Here is a 23,055-nt window from a genome sequence, read left to right on the forward strand (position 1 = left end):
AAACGTTGTGAAGAAGAAAAGTTGGTTGCTTGTTTTATGCTTTATCCTAGTAATGGGAGTGCTGGCTGCATGTAACAGTGGCAGCAAAGACACGGATGCAAAGCCAAGTGGAGATGCTAAACCAAAAGCTGGAGGAACAGTGACTGGTGCAATGGATACAGCTCCAGCAGGCATCTTTAACCCGGTTTTTTATCAAGATCAATACGAAAATAATATTTTATTATTAACACATGAACAATTATTAACACAAGATAAAAACTTAGAGTTTAAACCAAACTTAGCAAAAAGCTGGGAATTTAATGACGACCATACAGAGGCAACATTCCATCTGCAAGAAAATGTTAAATGGCATGATGGCGAGCCATTTACTGCCGATGATGTTGTATTTACATACAAAACAATTGCTAGTCCTGGATATGTAGAAGCAGGCGGTGTCCGTACACAATATGTGGAAAGACTAGTAGGTTATCAGGAATTCTCTACTGGAAAAACGAAAGATTTTGAAGGCGTTGTAGCGGTAGATGACCATACAGTAAAATTTAAGTATGCCAAGCCTAACGTTTTAGCGCTTGCTGATGCGAGCTTCTTTATTATTCCTGAACATGTTTTTAAAGATGTAGCAATTGCTGATATGCCAAAAGTTGCTGCTTCAACAAAAGAAGTAATCGGTACAGGTCCATTCAAATTAAAAGAAATCATTGAAGGAGAACAATATGTTCTTGAAAGAAACGATGATTACTGGCAAGGCAAACCATACCTTGATAGCATTGTATGGAAAGTAGTCGACCAATCCGTTATTCTTGGTTTATTAGAAAGTGGAGAAGTTGATTTTGTAGCGGACCCAACAGGAATTCAAGCGGCTGACTATGAAACAGTTGATGCTAATGACAACTTGAAAATTATAGAGCAACCAGATTTCGGTTACCAAGTAATGGGTATGATGCATAATCATCGTGCAAAAGGCGATAAAACACTAGATCCATCTAAATGGATTGAAAACAAAAAATTATCCAATCCAAAAGTTCGTCAAGCAATTGCATATGCCATCGACCGTAATTATTTGATTAAAGGATTGTTGAATGGAAAAGGAGTAGTTCAAAATTCTCCAATGGCCACACAATTCTCGGCATATGATGATAAAACACCGGAACAATATGCGTTTAATAAAGAAAAAGCAAAAGCTTTATTAGATGAAGCTGGCTATAAAGATAAAAATGGTGATGGCTTCCGTGAAGATCCAAACGGAAAAGAATGGGTTTTAAATCTAAACTATCCAATAGGAAACCAAATTCGTGAAAAATCTGCACCAATCATCCAAGAGTTTCTTCAAGATGTAGGCATTAAAATTGATTTACGTCAACCAAAACAAGCGGCAGCATACTTTGATGATCTTGAATATAATGCTCAAGATTGGGATTTATACTTAATTGGCTGGAACTTAGATAGCACAGATCCAGATCCAAGCGGATTATGGTCATCAACAGCTGCTTACAACTATTCTCGTTGGAATGATCCAGAAGCAGATCAGTTGTTAAAAGATGCATTTACTCCTCCAGATGCGTTTAAGCAAGATTACCGTAGTGAAGTGTACAGCAAATGGCAAGTTAAATTTGGAGAAGACCTTCCAGCGTTTATTCTATACGCTCAAAATAGCTTATGGACATATAACAAACGTCTTCAAGGTGTAGATGTATTACCATACACTTTCTTAAATAAAACCCATTTGTGGAATGTAACTGAATAAAAAGAGCAAGAAACAAGAGGAAAGAGCTTACGGAACATTTCTGTTGCTCTTTTCTTTTTAAAAGTTGGCTATGTTAAAGCTCATTGTTGATTTTGGCACGATGTTGATTGGAGTGGAAGGTGTGAGACTCCTGCGGGAAAAGCGAGTCAGAGGGAGATCCCACAGGCGCATAGCGCCGAGGAGGCTCCCGGACCGCCCGCGGAAAGCGAACGCCTGGAACGGAAATCAACAGGCAAGTTTAACAGAGCCTAAAAGTTAATAGAAGATGGAAATTATCTATTTAACATCAATGAGAATGGAGGAGGACCTTTGTACAAATATATCATTCGTCGTGTTCTTGTGTTTATTCCAATGTTGTTTGCTTTAACAGTCATTGTTTTTGGACTAATGCAAGCAGCTCCTGGTGATCCTTTTACTGGAAAACTAGATCCGAATGTGGACCCTGCTGTATATGAAAAACAAAAAGAAGCGTTAGGATTAAATGATCCGCTATATATTCAATATTTTCATTGGGTTGGAGATATGATTCAAGGAGATTTTGGTGAATCGATTGTTTATAAGGGGAGGCAGGTTACTGATTTAGTAGGTGCACGCGTTGAGAATACACTTACTTTAGGGGTTTTCTCATTAATTATTACCATCCTGTTTTCGATTCCAATTGGGATTTACTCGGCAAGAAAACCTTATTCTGTATTAGATTACAGTGTAACAACGTTTAGTTTTTTTGGACTTGCTATTCCAAGCTTTTTCTTTGGGTTAGTGGCAATCTATTTCTTTTCGGTTCAATTAGGATGGTTTCCTTCTCAAGGAACGGTTTCAAAGCCTGGTTTAGAAGGATTTGAATTGTTTGTAGATAAACTTCATCATTTAATCTTGCCAGGATTGACATTAGGATTAGCCGGAATGGCAACATATACTCGTTATATGCGGTCAGAAGTGCTTGATGTATTATCCGGGGATTATATTCGAACAGCAAGAGCAAAAGGGATGACAGAAAATACGGTTCTTTATAAGCATACTTTGCGTAATGCGTTAATTCCTATCGTTACATTATTAGGATTTGAAGTTGGTACCATTTTAGCTGGGGCTATTATAACAGAAAGTGTGTATCAGTATCCAGGACTCGGAACATTATTTATCAACTCGATATCAAGTAAAGATTATCCTGTAATTATGACCATTGCATTAATGATAGGCTTCTTTACTCTATTAGGAAATTTATTAGCGGATATCGGCTACAGTCTTGTTGATCCAAGAATCCGTTACGAATGAGGTGAAAAAATATGCAGCTTAATCAACAATCATCTGTTGAGACACAACCGGAATTTTCTATTAATCCTAATATGAAAAAAAGTAAAAGTCCTACCCAAATTGCTTTTGAGAGGTTTATGAAAAATAAGCTAGCTGTTGCAAGTGTTGTTATTTTGTTTTTGATTGTAATGGCAGTAATATTTGCCCCTTTATTAACAGATCAAAGTCCAACAAAATCTGATCTTTTGAGAGTAGAACATCCACCAAGTGAAGGTCATCCACTGGGGAATGATGGCTCAGGAAGAGATAACTTATCCCGTTTATTATATGGTGGCCGGATATCTCTCATTGTAGGATTTAGTGCAATGGTATGTACATTAGTAATCGGTGTTGTTTTAGGTTCTATTGCAGGCTATTACGGGGGAATTGTAGATACGATTATCATGCGTATAGCTGATTTAATTTTAATGCTTCCATTTATCGTAATCGCTTTAACAGTTGTTTCCATTATGCCGAAAGTAACCATTGGCAGTTTTGTTGCGATCATTGCGATAACATCCTGGCCTAATTTAACGAGGGTCATTCGGGGAACTTATCTTTCCTTACGGGAACAAGAATTTGTGCAAGGTGCAAAAGCAATTGGCGCCAGTGATTTTAGGATTATTTTTAAGTATTTTATTCCGAATGCGATTGGTCCGATTATCGTAAACGCCTCTTTAATGATGGCGACATACATTATTATTGAATCTGCAATGAGTTTTATCGGCTTTGGTATTCCACAGCCAACTGCAACATGGGGAAATATGCTTTCCGAAGCACAAAGTATTCGTATCTTAAGAAATAGCCCAGAAGCATGGGTGCCACCAGGTCTTGCGATTTTTATTACAGTATTATGTATTAACTTCATTGGAGATGGTCTTCGTGATGCATTGGATCCGAAAAGTAATAGAAGATAACCTACAAAACCTGCTAAAGTAACTAGCAGGTTTTTATCTGTCGACATATGCTTTCTTTTTCTACCTTTCTATCTTTTAAAAAGGCTGTTTTCTCAAAGTTTGTTGTTTTTAACATTAATACATTTGGAAAAGCGTTTCTTTGCAGCCTGAATACACGTAGACTCCTGTGGGAATGCGAGAAAGACGAGACCCCACAGGAGCGTATGCGACGAGGAGGCTCGACGCTCGCTAAACGGACGAAGTGTATTCAGGCTGCGATTTTAAAAGCAACAATCTATACGAAAACAGCCTTTAAAAAAATACAAATTCTATTTTATTTACTTTCATCACATTCTATAAATATTTGTACAAAATGTTATAAATTACAAATATTAATGAAGCTTCCTTTAAATGTTGCTAATATAAATAGGAAAGAATGTGGCTTCGAGGAGGAATTTCTATTGAATTATTCCGCTGAATTGGAGATGTTGATTCAATTATTTGAAAGAGCGGCATTATTGCTGATTTCGTTGTTTTTTATGACCCGTGTGCCAAAGTTTAAAGAAACTTTGCAAAAGGAAAGGCATACACTAACAGAATTAACGTTGATAACGATTATTTTTTGCCTATTTGCTATATTTGGCACTTATTCTGGAATTGAAGTGGAAGGATCACTTGTTAATATAAGAACAATTGCTATTATGTCAGGCGGGATATTATTTGGACCGTGGGTAGGTGTGGTAACAGGCATTGTTTCGGGAGTCCATCGTTATGTAATTGATATCGGAGGAGCAACTTCTATTCCTTGCCTTATTACGAGTATATTAGCTGGCATCGTTTCCGGTTATATTCATTTTCGTGTGAAAAAAGCAAATCGCTGGATAATGGGGATTATTGCCGGGATGTTTTGTGAAACTTTAACCATGGTGTTTATTTTAGTTATGGCAGAACCATTTCAATTAGGAGTAGATATTGTCTCGAAAATAGGAATTCCGATGATTGTAGGCCAAGTGAGCATCGGCTTAATCGTATTAATGATTGCAAATATAGAAGGAGAGAAAGAAAGAATTGCAGCAAGCCAGGCAAAGCTAGCCCTTGATATTGCGAATAAAACATTGCCGTACTTTCGTTCTATTAATGCGGAATCCTTGTATACCATTTGTACGATTATTAAAAATGATATAAATGCGGATGCAGTTGCTATTACGGACACAAAAGATGTACTTGCGTATGTTGGATTCGGTGAAGAAAAATACAAAGGCAGTCATGAAATTATTAGTGATCTAACGAAAGAAACGATTAGAAGCGGAAAAATTACGATTCGAAATAATATTGCTGACCATCATACATCGCAAATTCATTGCCTTCTTATTATTCCGTTAGAGGAAAGAGACATCATTACAGGAACGTTAAAAATTTATTATCAAAAAGCTAATACGATTACATATACACTGCAAACAATGGCCATCGGTCTCGCACAAATTATTTCTACTTTAATGGAAGTATCAAGAATAGAGCAAATAAAGGAAGCTGCAAATAAAGCTGAATTAAAAGCGCTGCAAACAAAAATTAATCCGCATTTTTTATTTAATGCCTTAAACGCCATTGCTTCTACAACAAGAAAAAATCCTGAGAAAGCAAGAGAGCTAATTCATAATCTTTCTGGATATATGCGTTTTAACTTAGAAGTGGGAGAAGAATTAATGGATATTCAAATAGCACTTCAGCAAGTTCGTGATTATATTGAAATAGAGCAGGCGCGATTTGGAAGCAAGCTCCAAGTGGAATATGAGGTGGAAGACATTCATGTAAACCTGCCAAGCTTGCTCATTCAGCCGCTTGTTGAGAATGCTGTCGTTCACGGGATATTAAAAAGAAAAGGTCCTGGTTTAATCATTATTTCTGTAAAAGATAAGGGAGAGAAAATAAGGGTTAGTGTAAAAGATACCGGAGCTGGAATCAAGCAAGAAGTGATTGATAACCTATACCACGATAAAGTTCCGTCAAAACAAATTGGATTATCAAATGTACATCAGCGCTTAAAATTAATGTATGGAACAGGGCTTGTCATTAAACGTTTGAACCTAGGAACGGAAGTATATTTTGAGGTGGCAAAGGAGTAAAACAATGAAAGCGATTATTGTTGAAGATGAAATTCCGGCGAGAGAAGAAATGGAGTATTTAATACAAACACATAGCAATATTGAAGTGGTAGCATCGTTTGATGACGGATTAGATGTTTTAAAGTTTTTACAGGAGACAGAAATAGATGCTATTTTTCTTGATATTAATATTCCTTCTTTAGACGGAATGTTTCTTGCAAGCAATATTAGCAAATTTGCGAAAAAACCGTATATTATTTTTACTACTGCCTATAAAGAGCACGCTGTACAAGCATTTGAACTAGAAGCATTTGATTATATTTTAAAACCATATGATGAAAAAAGAATTGCTGCTATGTTGAAAAAATTAGAAGGAGCATTTAATCGAGATCATTATAAATCAACCAATGAAGAAGAGGCAAAAGGACAAGATGGAAATGCTAAAGCACAAGGGCGGATAAATTTACGAAAAAATGATCATATCATCGTGACAGACGTAAATGAAATTTATTATGCGGCAGCTAGTGAAAAGGTAACGCTAGTCTATACGAAAGCGGAAGAATATATGATGCCAATGAGCATTTCTGAGTTTCATGCTAAATTGCCTCAAGACATCTTCTTTAAATGTCATCGCTCCTATACAGTGAACTTATCAAAAATTCATGAAATTGTTCCTTGGTTTAATCATACTTATTTATTGAGATTAAAGGATATAAAAGCGGAGGTTCCGGTGAGTAGAAGCAAGGGAAAAGAATTCCGACAAATTATGCATTTGTAATAACCGTTTATTCCGAATTTTATGCATTTCATTCTGATAACGCTTTTACTCGTTTTTCTGGTGATATAATTTTTGATGTAAGGGATAACATACAAAAATTATAATATTTAGAAATGATAACCAATAAGGAACGAGGAGATTAAAGTGAGAACGACTACGGAAAAACGGTGGCAAATAGTGATTGGTACGATTATTGTTCAAATGGGTTTAGGAACGATTTACACATGGAGTTTATTTAATCAACCTTTAGTAGATACATTCGGATGGGAGTTAAGCTCGGTTGCAACTACCTTCTCTATCACAAGCTTCGCCTTAGCATTTTCTACCTTATTTGCTGGCAAACTGCAGGATAAATGGGGAATTCGCCGTCTCATTGGGGGTGCAGGAATCATGCTCGGGATTGGCTTGATTCTTAGCTCACAAATATCATCTTTATGGATGCTATATATTTTAGCAGGTGTTGTGGTAGGATTTGCAGACGGAACGGCTTATATTACATCATTGTCCAACTTAATTAAATGGTTTCCAGAGAAAAAAGGATTAATCTCCGGAATCTCTGTAGGAGCATATGGAACAGGAAGTTTATTATTTAAGTTTATTAACGGTTCCTTTATTGCAACATTTGGTGTCTCAAAAGCATTTATGTTTTGGGGAATAATTGCACTAGTAATGGTAGTAGGCGGATCTTTTTTATTAAAAGAAGCAAAAGTAACAAGTCAAAGCCAAGCATCACAAGTTCAGCAAAAAGATTATACAGTAAAAGAAATGTTAAAAACAAAGCAAGCATACCTTCTTTTTGTGATTTTTTTCACAGCATGTATGAGTGGTTTGTATTTAATTGGCATTGTCAAAGATATCGGTGTAAGTTTAGCAGGACTTGATATGGAAACAGCAGCAAATGCAGTGGCGTTAGTCGCGATTTTTAATACAATTGGCCGCATTATATTAGGTGCCTTATCTGATAAAGTAGGCCGATTAAAAGTTGTCGCAGGAACATTAGTTGTGACTGCAATAGCAGTGTCCGTATTAAGTTTTGTCCCTCTTAATTTCCCGTTGTTCTTTGCTTGCGTTGCAGGAATCGCCTTCTGTTTTGGCGGAAACATCACCGTCTTCCCAGCCATCACAGCAGATTTCTTTGGACTGAAAAATCAAAGTAAAAACTACGGTATTATTTATCAAGGGTTTGGAATTGGGGCATTGTCTGGTTCATTTATCGCAGCAGCACTAGGTGGATTTGTTCCAACATTCACCGTTATCGCGATATTATGTATTATCTCGCTTATTATTGCATTAACAATAAAACCTCCTTATAAAGGAAAAGGAATAACAAAAAATAAACAAAATGTTCCCAGCATGAAACCACATACAAGACTAGGATGATATATGAAAATGAAGAAGGGCTTTCCTGATGGAGAGCTCTTTTTTATCGTTTAGGAAATTAGAACTGTGGATATTTGTTCTGATTAAGTCGAATCTTAGCGGATTTTGTCAAAAAATCGATAAAACGGAAAAAAAAACGAAGATAAATCCGGTAAAAAAGAAGATAAAAGAATTTTTTATGCTGTTTACAGTCATGATCCTATAATAGATATGATATTTAGTAAATAAGCATATAAATAAGTGAGGGATCTTAAGTTTTTTGTTAAAATGGGATTAATATCCATCATCGGTTAGGCGTATGATAGGAAAAATAGGCTAAATACGTCTATAGTCTTAGGGTAGATTCCATTTTAAGTCTATGGCAATTCCTCTTTTTTTTCGATATTCTATATAGTAAGAAAATTTCTAAATTGAAACTATTTACGGAAAAAATCGTAATAAATAAGGAATATAACGTCAGGAGTCGATGATTTTGAATCCATTTTTACTTTTTCTTGTCCGGTCAGGGATCACCATCCCAATTGGTATGATAACTTGGTTAAGCAGCATCATCTTTTTTGATCAAACATTCTTTCCTTCCGTTGTATACGCAATGATCGCTGGAACTGGTGCTTATTTGTTAACAAATGGTGTAATTCAGCATCGGTTTTTAAAAAAACATCACTTAACTAGAAAAGAATATAAGTTTATTTATAAGCAATTAAAAGAAGCAAAAACAAAAATTACTCGTTTAAATAAAGCGGTGCTTTCTATTCGTCATTTTTCTTCCATTAAACAGCGAATTGATCTTATTCGTGTTACAAGAAAAATATATCATTTAACAAAACAAACACCGAAAAGATTTTACCGCGCGGAGAAGTTTTATTACTCTCATCTAGATTCTGTTGTTGAAATTTCAGAGAAATATGCACTGTTATCAGCACAGCCTAAAAAAAGTCATGATCTGCAAATCACGCTTCGTGAGACAAGAAAAACGTTGGAACAACTAGCAAAATCGATTGAAGATGATCTTCATATCCTTCTTACAGACGATATTGACGACCTTCATTTTGAATTAGATGTAATAAGACATACTACTTTTAAGAAAAAAGATGATAACTTGTTTGATGAAAGTAGGAGGTTAAAATGAGTGACGATCTGTACTCACTTTCTAAAAAAGATAATGGATTGGACGAATTATTTTCTCTGTCACTTAAGGAGACAGACCAAATAGGAGCAAGTAGAGAGAAGGAGAAATCGATTCGCCTTCTTGACGTTCTTTCAGAAGAAGAAAAACAAAAAGTATATAAATTAGCGGAAAACCTTGATCCAACTAATCATCGGGAAATCATTTTTTTTGGTGTAAAAGCTCAAAAGAATTTACTCTCCTTTTCTCATTCTATGTTAGAGCATGTCCAAAAAAAGGATGTTGGAGAAGTAGGCGATATTATTGGTGAACTAATGGAGAAGCTGAATGAAATAAATCCAGATGAATTGAAGATGGAAAATAAATCATTTTTTGCAAGGATTTTTGGCAGGTTTTCTAGTTCTGTGCAAGAAGTTTTATCGAAATATCAAAAAACAGGTGCTCAAATCGACCGAATTAGTGTCAAGTTAGAGCGCAGCAAAAATATATTATTATCAGATATTCATTTATTAGAAAAACTATTTGAAAACAATAAAGAGTATTTTTATTCTCTTAATATGTATATTGCTGCTGCAGAATGGAAGCTGGAGGAATTACATACTAACATTATTCCAGAAATGAAAACAGCAGCGGAAGCACAAAAAGATGAGATGAAGCTGCAAGAAGTACAAGATATGGCGGAGTTTGCTGAACGTTTAGAGAGGCGAATTTATGATTTGAAGATAAGCAGGCAAATTACGCTCCAAACAGCGCCGCAAATACGTTTAATCCAAAACACGAATAAAACTGTCATTGACAAAATTCAATCCTCGATTTTGACCACTATTCCACTTTGGAGAAATCAAGTAGCAATTGCATTAACGCTGCTAAGACAGCGTCACGCATTAGAAACACAAAAAAAGGTGAACAAAGCAACAAACGAAATGATCCAAAAAAATGCAAGGTTGGTAAAAAGCAATACGATAGATGGCAGTTTTACAGATATTAACAAATTAAAGAAAACGCAGTTAGACTTAATTTCAACTCTAGAAGAAACATGGAAAATTCAAGAAGATGCTCGTAAAAAAAGGGTACAAGCAGAACAAGATTTTGTGTCTATGGAACATACATTAAAAACAGCAGTTTTGGAGATGAAAACAAATGAAAGACAAAACTGATTTGAAAATGAAGAAAAATGTCCTTCATCTGAGTTATGAAGGACAAAACTGGTTTGAAAATGAAGAAAAATGTCCTTCATCTGGGTTATGAAGGACAAAACCGGTTTGAAAATGAAGAAAAATGTCCTTCATTCCAATCCCTCTAAAGGACAAATACTAGGTTGAATGTACCTCTGATGCGATAGATGAAAAAAAGTATTTACCCTATTATTTTCTGTTTTGCCTCTCACTTGTTAACCTCTTCTATGCCTTGTTTTCCCCTATTAATTTACCAAAACGAACGCGCTTATTCACGATATAAATAATCGGAATACCTATTGCCATCACCGCAAATTCGCCAACAGCAGTTGTATACCATGTATATAAAAACGGCAAGTTGAACGCTAAATAAAGTTCCAATGCAATGATAAACATCGTAAATGTAAAGACGAGTGTGTTAATAATCATTCGTTTTACAATGTTTTTTACATATCGTCCTACACAAATCGTAATAAGCAAAGCAATGATTGATTGAGCCACTCCAAAAACAAGATCGTATGCCTTCAATGGTGAAAAGAATAAATTTGCAAAAAATACTCCAATAACAATTCCATACATATATTTTTTATTAAAAACAACTAAATGATTAAACATTTCTGAAACTCGGAATTGAATATTCGTAAAACCAAATGGTGCAATAATGCCTGATACAGCAATATAAAGGGCAGCAATCATACCATTTACTGCAAGTGTTTTTATGTTCATTTTTTTCTCTCCCTTAGTTTTTTTACGTGGGATGGTCTCGAACCACGTCTTTCAACACAAAAAATAATGGTATAGTATGCAAGCTATGTTCGTCAATGTTTTTTATTACAGTTTTTTTATTAATAGAATTTATATTTTTAAGTTAGATAATTGTCTGGCTCCGACGTACAGGACGTACAAGTGCCGGCGTTGCCACAGGACGTGGCGTTTTTAGCCGGCCAGCGCCTAGCCCCTGTGAAAGATAACCTCTTGGCTCTAAAAGTAAAAAACACTTTTTGAGCCAAGAGAACATTTTTCTTCGGGGCTGGTCAAGGCGCTTCCGCTTTTCTTATAGTATTAATTAAAAATTTAGAATATAATATGAATAATACTTAGATTCACGAAATAAAAGGAAGAAGGGATACATATGACAGAAAAGTTTATCATGAATTCTATGGAAGCTACTATGAAACAGTTAACAGCAAATTCCCTTGTAAAAAAAGGGTTGATTTTTTTAAAGGAAGATGCCGAAAAGACACTAGAGGAACAAATAGAACTCACTTGTATTCCTGCTCCAAGCTTTTTAGAACAAGAAAGAGGAAAAGTATACAAAGCAAAACTGGAGTTATTGGGACTTTCGCAGATAGAGGAAGACAAGCATGGAAATGTTTTTGGTATTCGTTATGGTACAGGCAGCGGTCCAAGGCTGTTTGTTTGTGCTCACTTAGACACTGTATTTCCCGAGGGAACAGCCGTTACAGTAAAAAAGAAGGATGGAAAAGTATACGCACCAGGAATTTCTGATGATGGCAGAGGACTAGCGGCAGTTTTATCTGTTGTTAGAGCATTTAATGAAACGAATATCCAAACAAAAGGCGATATCATTTTTGGTGCCACAGTTGGAGAGGAAGGGTTAGGTGACTTAAGGGGAGTAAAAGGATTATTTCAGGATAGAAAGGATATTGATGGTTTTATTTCAATCGAACCTGGAAGTCCTGAACGAATCGTTTTTCTTGGAACTGGAAGTCACAGATATGAAGTGACTTATAAAGGGTCTGGTGGACATAGCTTTGGAGATTTTGGCATTCCTAGTGCTGTCCATGCATTAGGAAGAGCAATAAACAAAATTGCAGACATTCAAACACCTAAAGACCCGAAAACAACCTTTACAGTAGGAACGATTATTGGTGGAACATCTGTTAATACAATAGCGGAAGAAGCAAGCATGATGCTTGATTTGCGTTCCAATTCACAGGAAGAACTGCTGCTGTTGGAAACGAAAGTGATGAAATTATTAAAAGAGGCGGCAGAGGAAGAAAATAACCGTTGGCAAAGTGAAACAACAGCGATAGAAGTAAAGATAAAGTTAGTAGGAGACAGGCCAGCTGGAACTCAGAATAGTGAGGATGCTATTGTACAAACCTCTTTAGCAGCAGCACAATGTTTAGGGTTGCACCCAGAACTCTCTTCTGCAAGCAGCACGGATTCTAATGTTCCTATTAGTTTAGGAATTCCCGCAGTAACTTTAGGCGGTGGCGGTGATTATGGAGGGGTTCATACGTTAGAGGAATATTTTGATCCAACAGATGCCTACTTCGGTCCACAAAATCTATTTTTAACCATTTTAGGACTAGTCGGTGTCAAAGACGAAACAGAAGCACTATTAAATAAATAAGTGGCTGGTTTAAAAGTGAAGGATATTATTTCTTCACTTTTTTTTAATACGGAAAAATAGGTGTTACAGCGAGAAAAGAGGTAGTGACGGCAGCGCAAGGAGGATATTTATCTTTACAAAAATCAGATCGTTCCTCTACAATATTTTTAATGAAAGTACTTTTGTATACCGAGGAGTGAAAGGATAAGGTATCAGCATTTCATTAATGTGTATACAAATACTTTAAGGGGGTTTTAGTTAAATGGATGTACGAGAAGAGAAATTTTGTAGAGAATCTTTAGTGGTAAAAACGAGTAGAATATTTCCCATTGATACAAATAATCATAATTCTTTATTTGGCGGAAAACTAATGAGTTATATTGATGATGTGGCATCCATTTCTGCCTCAAGGCATTCGAGAAGTGACGTGGTAACAGCTTCTACTGACTCTGTCGACTTTTTATTTCCCATTAAACCAACAGATTCGGTTTGTTTGCAATCATTTGTTTCACATACGGGCAGATCGTCGATGGAAGTTTTTGTGAAAGTGATCGCGGAAAATTTAAAAACAGGGGAACGCAAATTAGCAGCGACGTCTTTTTTAACCTTCGTAGCATTAAATGATAATGGAAAACCAAAACAAGTTCCAAAAGTAGTTCCTCAATCTCCAGAAGAATTAATGCTTTATAATACAGCAGAAAAGAGGGTAAAGATCAGAAAAGATAGAAGGGAACATAGTAAAGCATTTGCAACCGTTGTAAACACAGATATTCCATGGATGTAATATAGGTTAGGAGCTGGCAAAAAAGGTCAAACTTATTTGTCGGCTCTTTTTTTGTCGTCATACACCAGGAAATTATAAACGAAATGGGATTGTGGATAACTTGCCGGTTGTGTCCACATCTAGCTCCAGCGCCTAGCTCTTGTGAAAAATAACCCCATGCCTCTAAAAGTAAAAAGCACTTTTTGAGTCATGTGAACATTTTTCTTCAGAGCTGTTCAAGGCGCTTGCGCTTTTGTTCCTTAAAATTATTTTATAGTAGCTGTTTGTTGAGATTTAATTTAGATATATCATTACATAAGTGTCAGAATTTATTTAATTTTTTAAAAAATAACGTTAGATAATCTTACAAAAATAAAGACACCTGTCTAATACAGGATTATAATCCATACAAGGAGTTCTATTATTGGGATAATATTCCTAGGTAATTAGGATGTTATTACCAGCATTCCTAAAGAAAAAGAGAAATAGGGGGCTAATTATGATTTCGAAAAAAGTACTATCATTAGCGATGACAGCAACTTTAGCACTAGGTTTCATGAGCGGGTGTGCCTCATCCAATAATAAGGACAAAGATAGCGGCGCTGACGGGAAGAAAGTGATAAAAATCTCTACACAATCTCCATTATCGGGTGGAAGTGCAACTTTAGGCGAAGCAATTAAACTAGGAGCTCAATTAGCAGTAGATGAGCAAAAAGATAAGTTTGCTGATTTAGGTTTTGAACTTAAATTGGAAGCGCAAGACGACCAAGGAGATCCGAAAAAAGGGGTAGCAAACGCTAATTTAATTGCTGCTGACCAATCCGTATTAGGAGTTGTTGGCCACTTAAATTCAGGTGTTTCCATTCCTGCATCTCAAGTATATGAAAAAAATAAAATTGTCAGCATATCACCAGCAAGTACAGCAACTGATTTTACAGACCGTAATCTTAAATCAGTAAGCCGTGTAGTTGCACGCGACGATTTCCAAGGTCCCGCTGGCGCTAAATATGCTGTTGAAACATTAAAAGCGAAAAAAATCTTCGTTATTCAAGATAAAACAGCTTACGGTTCAGGTTTAGCAGGTGCATTTAGAGATGCTGCTGAAAAAATGGGCGCTGAGATTATTGGATATGAAGGTATCACTGTTGGGGAAAAAGACTTTAACGGTGTATTAAACCAAGTATCATCTAAAAAGCCGGATTTAATTTATTATGGCGGTTTATATGCTGAAGGCGGCCTTTTAGTTAAACAAGCTCGTGATAAAGGAATCGATGTTCCATTTATGGGTGGAGATGGCTTAGATTCTTCTACATTTGTTGAAATTGCCGGCGATGCAGTGAAAAATACATTCTTAACTTCTGTTGCAGGTGATACGACAAAAACACCAGAAGGTAAAAAATTTGCTGATGATTATAAAGCGAAATTTAACAAACCTATTGAATCTTATTCAGGATATGCTTATGACAGTGCAGGTGTATTATTAGCTGGTATTGAACAAGCGATTAAAGACAATGACGGTAAAATGCCAACTCGTGAACAAGTAATGACAGCAGTACGTGGTATTAAGGATTACAAAGGGGTTGTAACTCAAGTTGGTTTCGATGATAAAGGTGATAACACATATGCAAAAATCTTTATCTATAAATTTGACGAAGCAAAATATCCAGCTACATTAGATGGAGAAATTGAAAAAGAATAATCAAATAAGAAGGGTATGGATATCCCGTACCCTTTTTCAATTGGATTATAGTAAATATAACGGGATAGTATTTATGATTAGTCAGTAGGTTAGCAAGTTAGGACAAGCAAGTAAGTGAAAAGACTTTAGCCAACGTAAAAAAGAACTATCCTTAAATTGTGAGTTCAAAAAGGAAACAAATGAGAGGCTTTAATTTGGTGATTTTTTGAACACCCTCTTAAAAACAAAAAATTATAAACAAAAGTGTGGGGAAGAAAATGCTGACAGAAATATTACAAACATTACCGCAAGTTTTGATAGATGGACTAACTCTTGGTGCTGTTTATGCTGTTATTGCACTTGGATACACAATGGTTTATGGAATATTGGAGCTGATAAATTTTGCCCATGGAGAAATCTTCATGACAGGTGCGTTTATTGGAACAGCTGTTTTAATTGTTTTAACAAGTCTTGGCTGGACAGCGATGTTACCAGCTGTACTTTCTTTAATTATCATGCTTGTGATATCTAGTTTAATCACAGGGCTAATGGGAATGGGGATTGAAAGAGTCGCATATCGTCCGTTGCGAAAAGCACCGAAATTAATTGCGCTTATTTCAGCTATCGGGATTTCTTTCCTGCTGCAAGATATTGTCCGTTTTATTACAGAATTATATAAAGGAAATTATATTTTAACTTCTCCAAATTTTTTCGAAGGACAAATAAAAGTACATTTAGATTCTATTATCCCAGGAATTCAGAATCCTCATTTTAAAAGTTCCTTTTTAGTAGTTATTATTGTTGCCATCATACTAATGATTGCTCTTGATTTGTTTGTTAATAGAACAAAATGGGGCATGGCAATGAGAGCAGTAGCACAGGATAGAGAAACTGCATCTCTTATGTCCATTAACGTTAATAAAGTGATTTCTGTTACATTTTTTGTTGGTTCTGCCCTTGGTGGAGCGACAGGTGTTTTATTTGCCATCCAATATGGAACAATTGATCCATATATTGGATTTATTCTTGGCTTAAAGGCATTTACAGCTGCCGTGCTTGGTGGAATTGGAAATATTCGCGGAGCAATGGTAGGCGGTTTGATTATTGGTCTTATCGAAATGTTTACAGCTGCAAATTTATCTGTTCTTACAGGTGGTCTTTTAGGGGCCGAATATAAAGATGTTGTTGCTTTTGCTATTTTAATTATTGTCCTAATCTTTAAACCAGAAGGCTTATTTGGGAAAGCCGTAGCAGAGAAAGTGTAGGTGGGAACAATGACAAACTTAATGAATACACTACAGAACAATAAAATGGCACAAGCAATACTATTTTTAGTATACGTATTAGTAACAAGTGCTAGTTTATATCTTGCACAACAATCAGTTGTGGCATTTTTACTACTATTATTTTCCCTCTTAATTTTGTACTTCTTAAAGTTAGGAAATAAAATAAAATGGGCATTGGGGATTATCATTTTAGGGTTTGTTCTTCCATTTTCAGCAAGCCACGGACCTGCTTATCAATCGTATATGGAAGTTGCCACGATGGTGGGAATTTATGTTTGTATGGCGTTGGGATTAAATATTGTGGTTGGATTAGCAGGATTGCTTGATTTAGGATTTGTAGCATTTTTTGCAGTAGGTGCTTACACATATGGTATTTTTGCGACAGCGCAAGCTTCCAACTTTATGCCTTTTGGCCAGTACCCATTATCAGGAAACAGCTTTTGGATCTTTATTATCATTGGTCTTTTTGTAGCAGCGTTATTTGGAGTTCTGCTGGGAATTCCTGTTCTTCGTGTTAAAGGAGATTATTTGGCCATTGTTACATTAGGATTCGGGGAGATTATTCGCATTGTATTTAATAATTTAGATAAACCAGTCAATATTACAAACGGTGCGATGGGGCTTGCGAGTATTAGTCCTCCTGAAATCTTTGGCATTCAATTAATATTCCCAAACCAATTTTATTATGTTGTATTAGTTGTTTTTGTTATCGTAATTTATACGGTTACAAAATTAGAACATACAAAATTGGGGCGTTCTTGGAAAGCAGTTAGAGAAAATGAAATTGCTGCACAAGCAATGGGAATCCCACTAGTAAAAACAAAATTAACAGCTTTTGCAATCGGAGCTTCTTTTTCAGGAATGATGGGGGTTGTATTTGCAGCAAAACAAACCTTTATTGATCCAACAAGTTTCACTTACTTAGAATCTACTACTATTCTTGTTATGGTAATTTTGGGAGGTATGGGAAGTGTTCCTGGTGTTATTTTAGGTGCTTCTGTTATTACCATTTTGAATTTACAAGTTTTAGCAGAGATTACATCTTGGCTTAGTACAGTAACGGCTATTCCTGATGCGTTATCTCCGGCAAAAATGCAAAGATTTATTTTTGGAGCATTATTAATTGTCATGACATTGTATCGTCCACAAGGTTTGATACCGGTGAAAAATATAAAATTTAATGCAAAGAAATTAAAACAAGGGACCGGAGCAAATGTAAAAGGAGGAGCATCAAGTGAATATACTCGAAATTAAAGGATTAACCAAATCTTTTGGCGGACTTGTCGCAAATTCGGATATTGATATGTATGTTGAAAAAAACTCCATAACAGCTGTTATTGGACCAAATGGAGCAGGGAAAACGACATTTTTTAATATGATTACAGGAGTATATAAACCAACATCAGGAAAAATTCTTTTAGAAGGCAAGTCGATAGCAGGTTTAAAACCTCATGTTGTTGCAAAAAATGGAATCTCCCGTACTTTCCAAAATATTCGTTTATTCGATGAGATTACGGTTTTAGAAAATGTATTGATTGGGATGCATAATCATATAAAAGGGAATATATTAGGAACACTACTCCAGCTTCCAAAATCAAGACATGAGGAAGAGGAAGCAAAAAAAGAGGCTTATCGCTTATTAGAATATGTTGGTCTTGCAGATTTGTTAAATGAAGCAGCGGGAAATTTATCTTATGGTGCCCAGCGAAGATTGGAAATTGCCCGTGCCCTAGCAACAAAACCTCGTATTTTATTATTAGATGAGCCTGCTGCTGGTATGAACCCGAAAGAAACGAGTTTATTAACAGACTTAATACAAGATATGTGTAAAAAATTGGATTTGACGATTATCTTAATAGAACATGATATGAAGCTAGTGATGGAAATTTCTAATCATATTATTGTCCTTGACCACGGAGAGAAGATTGCTGAAGGCGGACCGGAAGACATTCGTTCCAATCCAAAGGTAATCGAAGCATATTTAGGCAAAGGAGCGGTAGCGCTCGCTTAAAGGGGGTAACAGCATGGAGAAAATACTGGAACTTAATAGTATCGAGGCATCATATGGAGGCATCCAGGCTTTAAAGGGAATCAGCCTGCATGTAGATAAAGGAGAAATTGTTACGCTTATCGGAAGTAATGGGGCAGGAAAATCCACTACTTTAAAAGCGGTAAGTGGACAAGTCCCTGCCAAAAAAGGATCTATTTTTTACAAAGGGAATGAAATCACCAATATTGCTGCCCATAAAACAGCTGTATTAGGTATTTCACAAGTACCAGAAGGAAGACGGATTTTTCCTAAGCTTTCTGTACGAGAAAACTTATTAATTGGTGCTTTTGCTGTAAAAGATAAACAATTAATTGAAACAAGAATGAAAAAGGTGTTTGGATATTTTCCTAGATTAAAAGAGCGGATAGAACAAAAAGGCGGGACGATGAGCGGTGGGGAGCAGCAAATGCTTGCTATTGGCCGTGCTCTTATGATGCAGCCGGAAGTATTAATGCTTGATGAACCTTCCATGGGTTTGGCGCCAATTATTGTGGAACAAATATTTGAGATTATTAAAGAGTTGAATAAAGAGGGAATGACGATTCTACTAGTAGAGCAAAATGCTTTCCAAGCACTGCAAATTGCCAATAGAGGGTATGTTATTCAAACGGGTGAAATTGTTCTAGAAGGATCAGGAGCAGAATTAATTACAAATAAACAAGTACAAGAAGCGTACTTAGCATAAATGCTAAAAAAGCTGACTTTCATTGATTGAAGGTCAGCTTTTTTAAAAGATAAGAAAGATAAAAAATTTTTAACTTAGATGAGTGTCTAACTCAGGCGCCTGCGCTTTTCTTTTAATAATTTAAAAATTTTATACAAACTGGTTCAGGTGCTTGAATTTCTGATTGAAGTAATGTTAGTTTGCCTGTTGCTTGATCTCTTGCAAATAACGTCAATGTATCTGATTGTTCATTTGATGCAACAAGAAACTGTTCTGTTGGATCTAAAACAAAATCGCGAGGCCAGTTTCCTTCTGTAGATGTACGGTCTACATATTGCAACTCACCTGTTTCTTTGTTCACACTAAAAATAGCAATAGAATTATGTCCACGGTTACCAGCATAAACAAAATTGCCGTCAGATGAAAGATGGATCGCACTGCCTTGATTATTTTCCGTAAAATCAGTTGGCAAGGTGGAAATGTATTGAAGTTCTTTAAAGCTTCCGGATTCTGCATCATACGATAAAGCAATTACTTCTGAGCTTAATTCCGTCATAATATAAGCAAATTTACCGTTAGGATGGAAAGCGATATGTCTTGGACCGCTGCCAGGTTTTGTGGATAAACTGCTTACTTCCTCTAACACGCCATTTGTCAGCTTGTATGTATCTAATTTATCAATTCCTAAATCAACAGATACAACATATTTTTCATCAGGAGTAAACCCGACAAAATGCATATGTGGTTTTTCTTGACGTGCCTTATTAGGACCAGTGCCAGTGTGCTCAATAACAGAAGAAACAGCTTGAAGAGCATTGCTTTCTTGATCAATAGGATATGCTTCTGCAGTTCCTTTATGATAGTTTCCGGATAATACAGTTTTTTTGTTTTCATCAACGCTTACATGACATGGTGAAGCACCTTCTGTATATTGGCTATTAAGCATTTGAAGTTTGCCGGATGCAGGATCGATTGTATAGGCAGAAACACCTCCAAGCGAACCATCTTTTCCTACTGCATAAAGATGTTTATTGTCTTTACTTACAGTTAAATAGGTAGGGTTATCAATTTCAGCGACTAATTCAATATTCGCTATTTTTTTTTCTGTTGTATCCAGTATAAAGGAATAAATTCCTTTGCTTGTCGATTTTGTATAAGTACCAACATAACCGATAAATTTCTTTGAATTTGTCATGTGCAAATCTCCTTTAAACATAATTAAGTTCATTATATCAAAAAATTTGAACAATTAAATAATATAAGGGTGGGAGAATAATTAGAGTGGAGAAGGTCAAGGCGCAGAAATCTTGAAGTTCATGTGCTAAAAATGAGTGATTACGTAGTAATATATTGTGATAATATGGAATGTGGAAAAGTTGGCTGGTTTATTCACGTATTATTAACAAGATAATCATTGTTATATAAGTATTCCACAGGTTTATTCACATTATCCACAGGATGGTAGGGGGGTAATTCATTTTTTGTGGATAACTACTTGGTTTTATATGTAGGCAAGTTTAAGACTAGAAGGCTGAATAATCTCCTTCTAGTCTGTTAAAAATTAATTTCTTTTATTTTTACTAGGTTTTGCTGCTGCCGTGTCCGCTTTTTTAAATTCGTGTGTATATAATACTTCTTGCATACTAGATAAAGTATGTTTCGATTTAGGTTGTTTCTTTTTTTCCATGTTAAACATCCTTTCTTTTTTAATAGTTTTCCCTAATAAGCAAGAAAAGATACTTAATACAATGTCGGCAAGTCTTCTTCTTTACCAAAGGCTGTTTTCGTATAGAATGTCGCTTTTAAACTCGCAGCCTGAATACACTTCGTCCGTTTAGCGAGCGTCGAGCCTCCTCGTCGCATACGCTCCTGTGGGGTCTCGCCTTTCTCGCATTCCCACAGGAGTCTACGTGTATTCAGTCTGCTGAGTACTTCTTCTCCTATTTTTTTACATGAAAAACAACAAACTTTGAGAAAACAGCCTCACCAAAATACATAAGGTTATATCATTCGCTTGTAATAGAGTGAAAAAACGTTATTTTTTGTAGTATGATAAATGTATAAGCAAAGTACAATTTATCAACATTTATGCTGATTACTTTTGTCAACGCCCTTTATTTATATATTCCCGAAAGCAAATCATTAAATCATAAGGGGGGATAAAGCTTGATTATTTCTAAAATTACTAGACAGAAACAGATTGAGGATCGCTATAATATTTTTACGGTGAAAAATGGAAATGAGCAATATGCATTTAGTGTAGATGAGGCGATATTAATTCAATATCAACTTCGAAAAGGGTTGGAATTAGATTCCTTATTATTAAGTGAAATTCAATTTAATGATGAAATAAGGAAAGGGTACCATCTTGCTGTGAAGTATTTAGCAAAAGTAAAACGAACAGAAGCAGAGGTTAGAACTTATTTACAAACAAAGGTAGAAGGGGACTTTATTGTTTCCGAGGTAATAACAAAGCTGATAGAAATGAAATTTCTTGATGACGAAGATTATGCTTTTTCTTATGTTAGAACGCAAAAAAATACGACAGATAAAGGTCTACAAGTTATTAAAAGAGAATTAAAGGAAAAGGGAATAGCCGCTCATTTCATCGAAGCAGCGCTAAAAGAAATATCTTATGATGATCAATTATCAGCAGCAGCAAAAATAGCCAAAAAAGTGATTGGAAGCAATAAAAAGGAGTCTAATCGAATACTTTTGCAAAAGGTGGAGCAGACGTTAATGAGAAAAGGGCATACTGCCGACATCATTCAAGAAGTAAAAAATGAACCTTCTTTAATGGAAGAAACGAGTGATGAAATGGACATGCTCCGAGTACAAGGGGATAAGGCACAAAGAAAATTTTCCAAGTATACCGGATATGAATTTAAACAAAAAATGAAACAATATTTATACAGAAAAGGATTTGCGATGGAACAGATCGAACTATATCTAGATGAGTTATCGAATTGACTTGTATCACGTGTTCAAAAAGGAGAGAGGGATAGCAGAAAGTTTTTTGTCCTTCCTGTCCCACTCTAAAAAGTTATTGGTTCGTATCACGGTGAGATGACGCATTCATTCTTTCTTGTGGATGTGTATTTGTTTTCCCATCTGCACGCTTTGATGCAAATTCTGGCTTCGCACGAGGTTCGCCTTCAAATTTATTTTGGTCTATATTGTGTACATTTTTTCCCATAAAAGAACCCCTCCGATTTTTTATCAATGGTAGTTGTAATAAACGTAAACGGTTGTTTATCACAAGATTAGTATTGGTTGGAACAAAACAAAATATTAGTGAAAGAAGGATAAAACATGATGCATGATTATCAAAAAAGGTTAGTAGAGAGATTGCTGGAAATTAACCAATCGATTTCCGTTACACAAGCACAGACATGGATCGAGTTATTATGGGAAGATTTTGAAAGCACCTATGCAAAAGCAGGAAGAGAATATCAAGGAATGGAAATAACGGAAAAAGTCGTTAGTCAATGGATCGAAAATCACGGTGAAAAGCTGCATGAATTTGTTGCTCAAAATCCAAAATACAAAGAGTTTTTTTTAGAAGATAAAAAGAAGCTGCACTAATGAATGACGGGTCCCCTAACATAAAAAAGGAGACCTGTTTTTTATGGATGGGCTCTGTTTATTTTCAGTGCTGATTTAGAATGGTCAGGAAATTCACTCGCTTTCCGCGGACGAACTGGCAAGCTTCGGCGTTCGCCCGCGGAAAGCGTAGTGTATTCACGCTGCGGAACTTCTTTTCA

The 23,055-nt window shown here is 35.7% G+C and carries 21 protein-coding genes and 1 riboswitch; of the genes, 17 read left to right on the top strand and 4 right to left on the bottom strand.

Going from position 1 to position 23,055, the window contains the following annotated elements; translation table 11 throughout:
- Positions 1 to 7 precede the first annotated feature (7 nt).
- The 8 genes from ACTXGU_RS18970 to ACTXGU_RS19005 all read left to right on the top strand — a co-directional run bounded on the left by ACTXGU_RS18970 (position 8) and on the right by ACTXGU_RS19005 (position 10,473).
- On the top strand, positions 8 to 1,744 hold the full coding sequence (locus ACTXGU_RS18970; protein ID WP_443483095.1) for a peptide-binding protein: 1,737 nt from the start codon (positions 8 to 10) through the stop codon (positions 1,742 to 1,744).
- Positions 1,745 to 2,053: 309 nt separating this feature from the next.
- Positions 2,054 to 3,016: an ABC transporter permease gene (locus tag ACTXGU_RS18975; RefSeq protein ID WP_443483096.1), complete on the top strand. Its 963-nt coding sequence runs from the start codon at positions 2,054 to 2,056 to the stop codon at positions 3,014 to 3,016.
- An 11-nt stretch (positions 3,017 to 3,027) separates the two neighbouring features.
- Positions 3,028 to 3,951 carry an oligopeptide ABC transporter permease gene (gene opp4C / locus ACTXGU_RS18980; RefSeq protein ID WP_443483097.1) on the top strand — a complete coding sequence of 308 codons (924 nt, stop codon included), beginning with the start codon at positions 3,028 to 3,030 and terminating at the stop codon, positions 3,949 to 3,951.
- A 464-nt stretch (positions 3,952 to 4,415) separates the two neighbouring features.
- Positions 4,416 to 6,053: a LytS/YhcK type 5TM receptor domain-containing protein gene (locus tag ACTXGU_RS18985; protein WP_443483131.1), complete on the top strand. Its 1,638-nt coding sequence runs from the start codon at positions 4,416 to 4,418 to the stop codon at positions 6,051 to 6,053.
- A 4-nt stretch (positions 6,054 to 6,057) separates the two neighbouring features.
- A complete protein-coding gene (locus tag ACTXGU_RS18990; protein ID WP_443483098.1) occupies positions 6,058 to 6,810 on the top strand; it encodes a LytR/AlgR family response regulator transcription factor in 753 nt (250 codons plus the stop codon).
- Positions 6,811 to 6,954: 144 nt separating this feature from the next.
- Positions 6,955 to 8,190, top strand: coding sequence for an L-lactate MFS transporter (locus ACTXGU_RS18995; RefSeq protein ID WP_443483099.1), 1,236 nt, complete (start codon positions 6,955 to 6,957; stop codon positions 8,188 to 8,190).
- Between the two features lie 466 nt (positions 8,191 to 8,656).
- Complete coding sequence (locus ACTXGU_RS19000; RefSeq protein ID WP_443483100.1) at positions 8,657 to 9,319, top strand: 5-bromo-4-chloroindolyl phosphate hydrolysis family protein; 663 nt, start codon at positions 8,657 to 8,659, stop codon at positions 9,317 to 9,319.
- On the top strand, positions 9,316 to 10,473 hold the full coding sequence (locus tag ACTXGU_RS19005) for a toxic anion resistance protein (protein WP_443483101.1): 1,158 nt from the start codon (positions 9,316 to 9,318) through the stop codon (positions 10,471 to 10,473). The genes ACTXGU_RS19000 and ACTXGU_RS19005 overlap by 4 nt, the downstream gene beginning before the upstream one ends.
- 243 nt (positions 10,474 to 10,716) lie before the next feature.
- Here ACTXGU_RS19005 and ACTXGU_RS19010 read toward each other — a convergent pair whose 3' ends face one another.
- Positions 10,717 to 11,217, bottom strand: coding sequence for a QueT transporter family protein (locus ACTXGU_RS19010; RefSeq protein WP_443483102.1), 501 nt, complete (start codon positions 11,215 to 11,217; stop codon positions 10,717 to 10,719).
- Between the two features lie 7 nt (positions 11,218 to 11,224).
- Positions 11,225 to 11,269, bottom strand: a riboswitch (PreQ1 riboswitch).
- A 354-nt stretch (positions 11,270 to 11,623) separates the two neighbouring features.
- Between ACTXGU_RS19010 and ACTXGU_RS19015 the strand changes: the two genes are divergently transcribed.
- The 7 genes from ACTXGU_RS19015 to ACTXGU_RS19045 all read left to right on the top strand — a co-directional run bounded on the left by ACTXGU_RS19015 (position 11,624) and on the right by ACTXGU_RS19045 (position 19,312).
- Positions 11,624 to 12,871 (top strand): M20/M25/M40 family metallo-hydrolase, encoded by a 1,248-nt coding sequence (locus tag ACTXGU_RS19015; protein WP_443483103.1) that lies wholly within the window; start codon positions 11,624 to 11,626, stop codon positions 12,869 to 12,871.
- A 241-nt stretch (positions 12,872 to 13,112) separates the two neighbouring features.
- Positions 13,113 to 13,634 carry an acyl-CoA thioesterase gene (locus ACTXGU_RS19020; protein WP_443483104.1) on the top strand — a complete coding sequence of 174 codons (522 nt, stop codon included), beginning with the start codon at positions 13,113 to 13,115 and terminating at the stop codon, positions 13,632 to 13,634.
- A 478-nt stretch (positions 13,635 to 14,112) separates the two neighbouring features.
- The gene (locus tag ACTXGU_RS19025; RefSeq protein ID WP_443483105.1) at positions 14,113 to 15,312 is read left to right on the top strand and encodes a branched-chain amino acid ABC transporter substrate-binding protein; all 1,200 of its coding nucleotides are present in this window, start codon (positions 14,113 to 14,115) and stop codon (positions 15,310 to 15,312) included.
- Positions 15,313 to 15,569: 257 nt separating this feature from the next.
- Positions 15,570 to 16,556 carry a branched-chain amino acid ABC transporter permease gene (locus ACTXGU_RS19030; RefSeq protein WP_443483106.1) on the top strand — a complete coding sequence of 329 codons (987 nt, stop codon included), beginning with the start codon at positions 15,570 to 15,572 and terminating at the stop codon, positions 16,554 to 16,556.
- 9 nt (positions 16,557 to 16,565) lie between these two features.
- A complete protein-coding gene (locus ACTXGU_RS19035) occupies positions 16,566 to 17,831 on the top strand; it encodes a branched-chain amino acid ABC transporter permease (protein ID WP_443483107.1) in 1,266 nt (421 codons plus the stop codon).
- The gene (locus ACTXGU_RS19040; RefSeq protein ID WP_443483108.1) at positions 17,812 to 18,588 is read left to right on the top strand and encodes an ABC transporter ATP-binding protein; all 777 of its coding nucleotides are present in this window, start codon (positions 17,812 to 17,814) and stop codon (positions 18,586 to 18,588) included. The genes ACTXGU_RS19035 and ACTXGU_RS19040 overlap by 20 nt, the downstream gene beginning before the upstream one ends.
- A gap of 13 nt (positions 18,589 to 18,601) precedes the next feature.
- Positions 18,602 to 19,312: an ABC transporter ATP-binding protein gene (locus ACTXGU_RS19045; protein WP_443483109.1), complete on the top strand. Its 711-nt coding sequence runs from the start codon at positions 18,602 to 18,604 to the stop codon at positions 19,310 to 19,312.
- A 112-nt stretch (positions 19,313 to 19,424) separates the two neighbouring features.
- Here the strand turns inward: ACTXGU_RS19045 and ACTXGU_RS19050 are convergent, their stop codons facing one another.
- Positions 19,425 to 20,486: a lactonase family protein gene (locus ACTXGU_RS19050; RefSeq protein ID WP_443483110.1), complete on the bottom strand. Its 1,062-nt coding sequence runs from the start codon at positions 20,484 to 20,486 to the stop codon at positions 19,425 to 19,427.
- Between the two features lie 366 nt (positions 20,487 to 20,852).
- Positions 20,853 to 20,978, bottom strand: a complete 126-nt coding sequence (locus ACTXGU_RS19055; RefSeq protein ID WP_443483111.1) for a YfhE family protein — start codon at positions 20,976 to 20,978, stop codon at positions 20,853 to 20,855.
- Positions 20,979 to 21,457: 479 nt separating this feature from the next.
- On the opposite strand from ACTXGU_RS19055, the gene recX reads away from it, so the two are divergent.
- The gene (gene recX, locus ACTXGU_RS19060) at positions 21,458 to 22,261 is read left to right on the top strand and encodes a recombination regulator RecX (RefSeq protein ID WP_443483112.1); all 804 of its coding nucleotides are present in this window, start codon (positions 21,458 to 21,460) and stop codon (positions 22,259 to 22,261) included.
- Between the two features lie 73 nt (positions 22,262 to 22,334).
- Here the strand turns inward: recX and sspK are convergent, their stop codons facing one another.
- Positions 22,335 to 22,487, bottom strand: a complete 153-nt coding sequence (gene sspK, locus ACTXGU_RS19065; protein ID WP_443483113.1) for a small, acid-soluble spore protein K — start codon at positions 22,485 to 22,487, stop codon at positions 22,335 to 22,337.
- 119 nt (positions 22,488 to 22,606) lie between these two features.
- Here sspK and ACTXGU_RS19070 point away from each other — a divergent pair, with 119 nt between their 5' ends.
- A complete protein-coding gene (locus tag ACTXGU_RS19070; RefSeq protein ID WP_443483132.1) occupies positions 22,607 to 22,876 on the top strand; it encodes a YfhJ family protein in 270 nt (89 codons plus the stop codon).
- Positions 22,877 to 23,055 lie beyond the last annotated feature (179 nt).

The organism is Niallia sp. 01092 (assembly GCF_052318935.1).
GTDB lineage: Bacteria > Bacillota > Bacilli > Bacillales > Cytobacillaceae > Niallia.

Coding starts and splice junctions, on each gene's coding strand:
- opp4C (WP_443483097.1), top strand. CDS start 3,028: ATGCAGCTTAATCAACAATCATCTGTTGAGACACAACCGGAATTTTCT.
- ACTXGU_RS18985 (WP_443483131.1), top strand. CDS start 4,416: ATGTTGATTCAATTATTTGAAAGAGCGGCATTATTGCTGATTTCGTTG.
- ACTXGU_RS18990 (WP_443483098.1), top strand. CDS start 6,058: ATGAAAGCGATTATTGTTGAAGATGAAATTCCGGCGAGAGAAGAAATG.
- ACTXGU_RS19000 (WP_443483100.1), top strand. CDS start 8,657: ATGATTTTGAATCCATTTTTACTTTTTCTTGTCCGGTCAGGGATCACC.
- ACTXGU_RS19005 (WP_443483101.1), top strand. CDS start 9,316: ATGAGTGACGATCTGTACTCACTTTCTAAAAAAGATAATGGATTGGAC.
- ACTXGU_RS19010 (WP_443483102.1), bottom strand. CDS start 11,217: ATGAACATAAAAACACTTGCAGTAAATGGTATGATTGCTGCCCTTTAT.
- ACTXGU_RS19015 (WP_443483103.1), top strand. CDS start 11,624: ATGACAGAAAAGTTTATCATGAATTCTATGGAAGCTACTATGAAACAG.
- ACTXGU_RS19020 (WP_443483104.1), top strand. CDS start 13,113: ATGGATGTACGAGAAGAGAAATTTTGTAGAGAATCTTTAGTGGTAAAA.
- ACTXGU_RS19025 (WP_443483105.1), top strand. CDS start 14,113: ATGATTTCGAAAAAAGTACTATCATTAGCGATGACAGCAACTTTAGCA.
- ACTXGU_RS19030 (WP_443483106.1), top strand. CDS start 15,570: ATGCTGACAGAAATATTACAAACATTACCGCAAGTTTTGATAGATGGA.
- ACTXGU_RS19035 (WP_443483107.1), top strand. CDS start 16,566: ATGACAAACTTAATGAATACACTACAGAACAATAAAATGGCACAAGCA.
- ACTXGU_RS19045 (WP_443483109.1), top strand. CDS start 18,602: ATGGAGAAAATACTGGAACTTAATAGTATCGAGGCATCATATGGAGGC.
- ACTXGU_RS19050 (WP_443483110.1), bottom strand. CDS start 20,486: ATGACAAATTCAAAGAAATTTATCGGTTATGTTGGTACTTATACAAAA.
- ACTXGU_RS19055 (WP_443483111.1), bottom strand. CDS start 20,978: ATGGAAAAAAAGAAACAACCTAAATCGAAACATACTTTATCTAGTATG.
- sspK (WP_443483113.1), bottom strand. CDS start 22,487: ATGGGAAAAAATGTACACAATATAGACCAAAATAAATTTGAAGGCGAA.
- ACTXGU_RS19070 (WP_443483132.1), top strand. CDS start 22,607: ATGCATGATTATCAAAAAAGGTTAGTAGAGAGATTGCTGGAAATTAAC.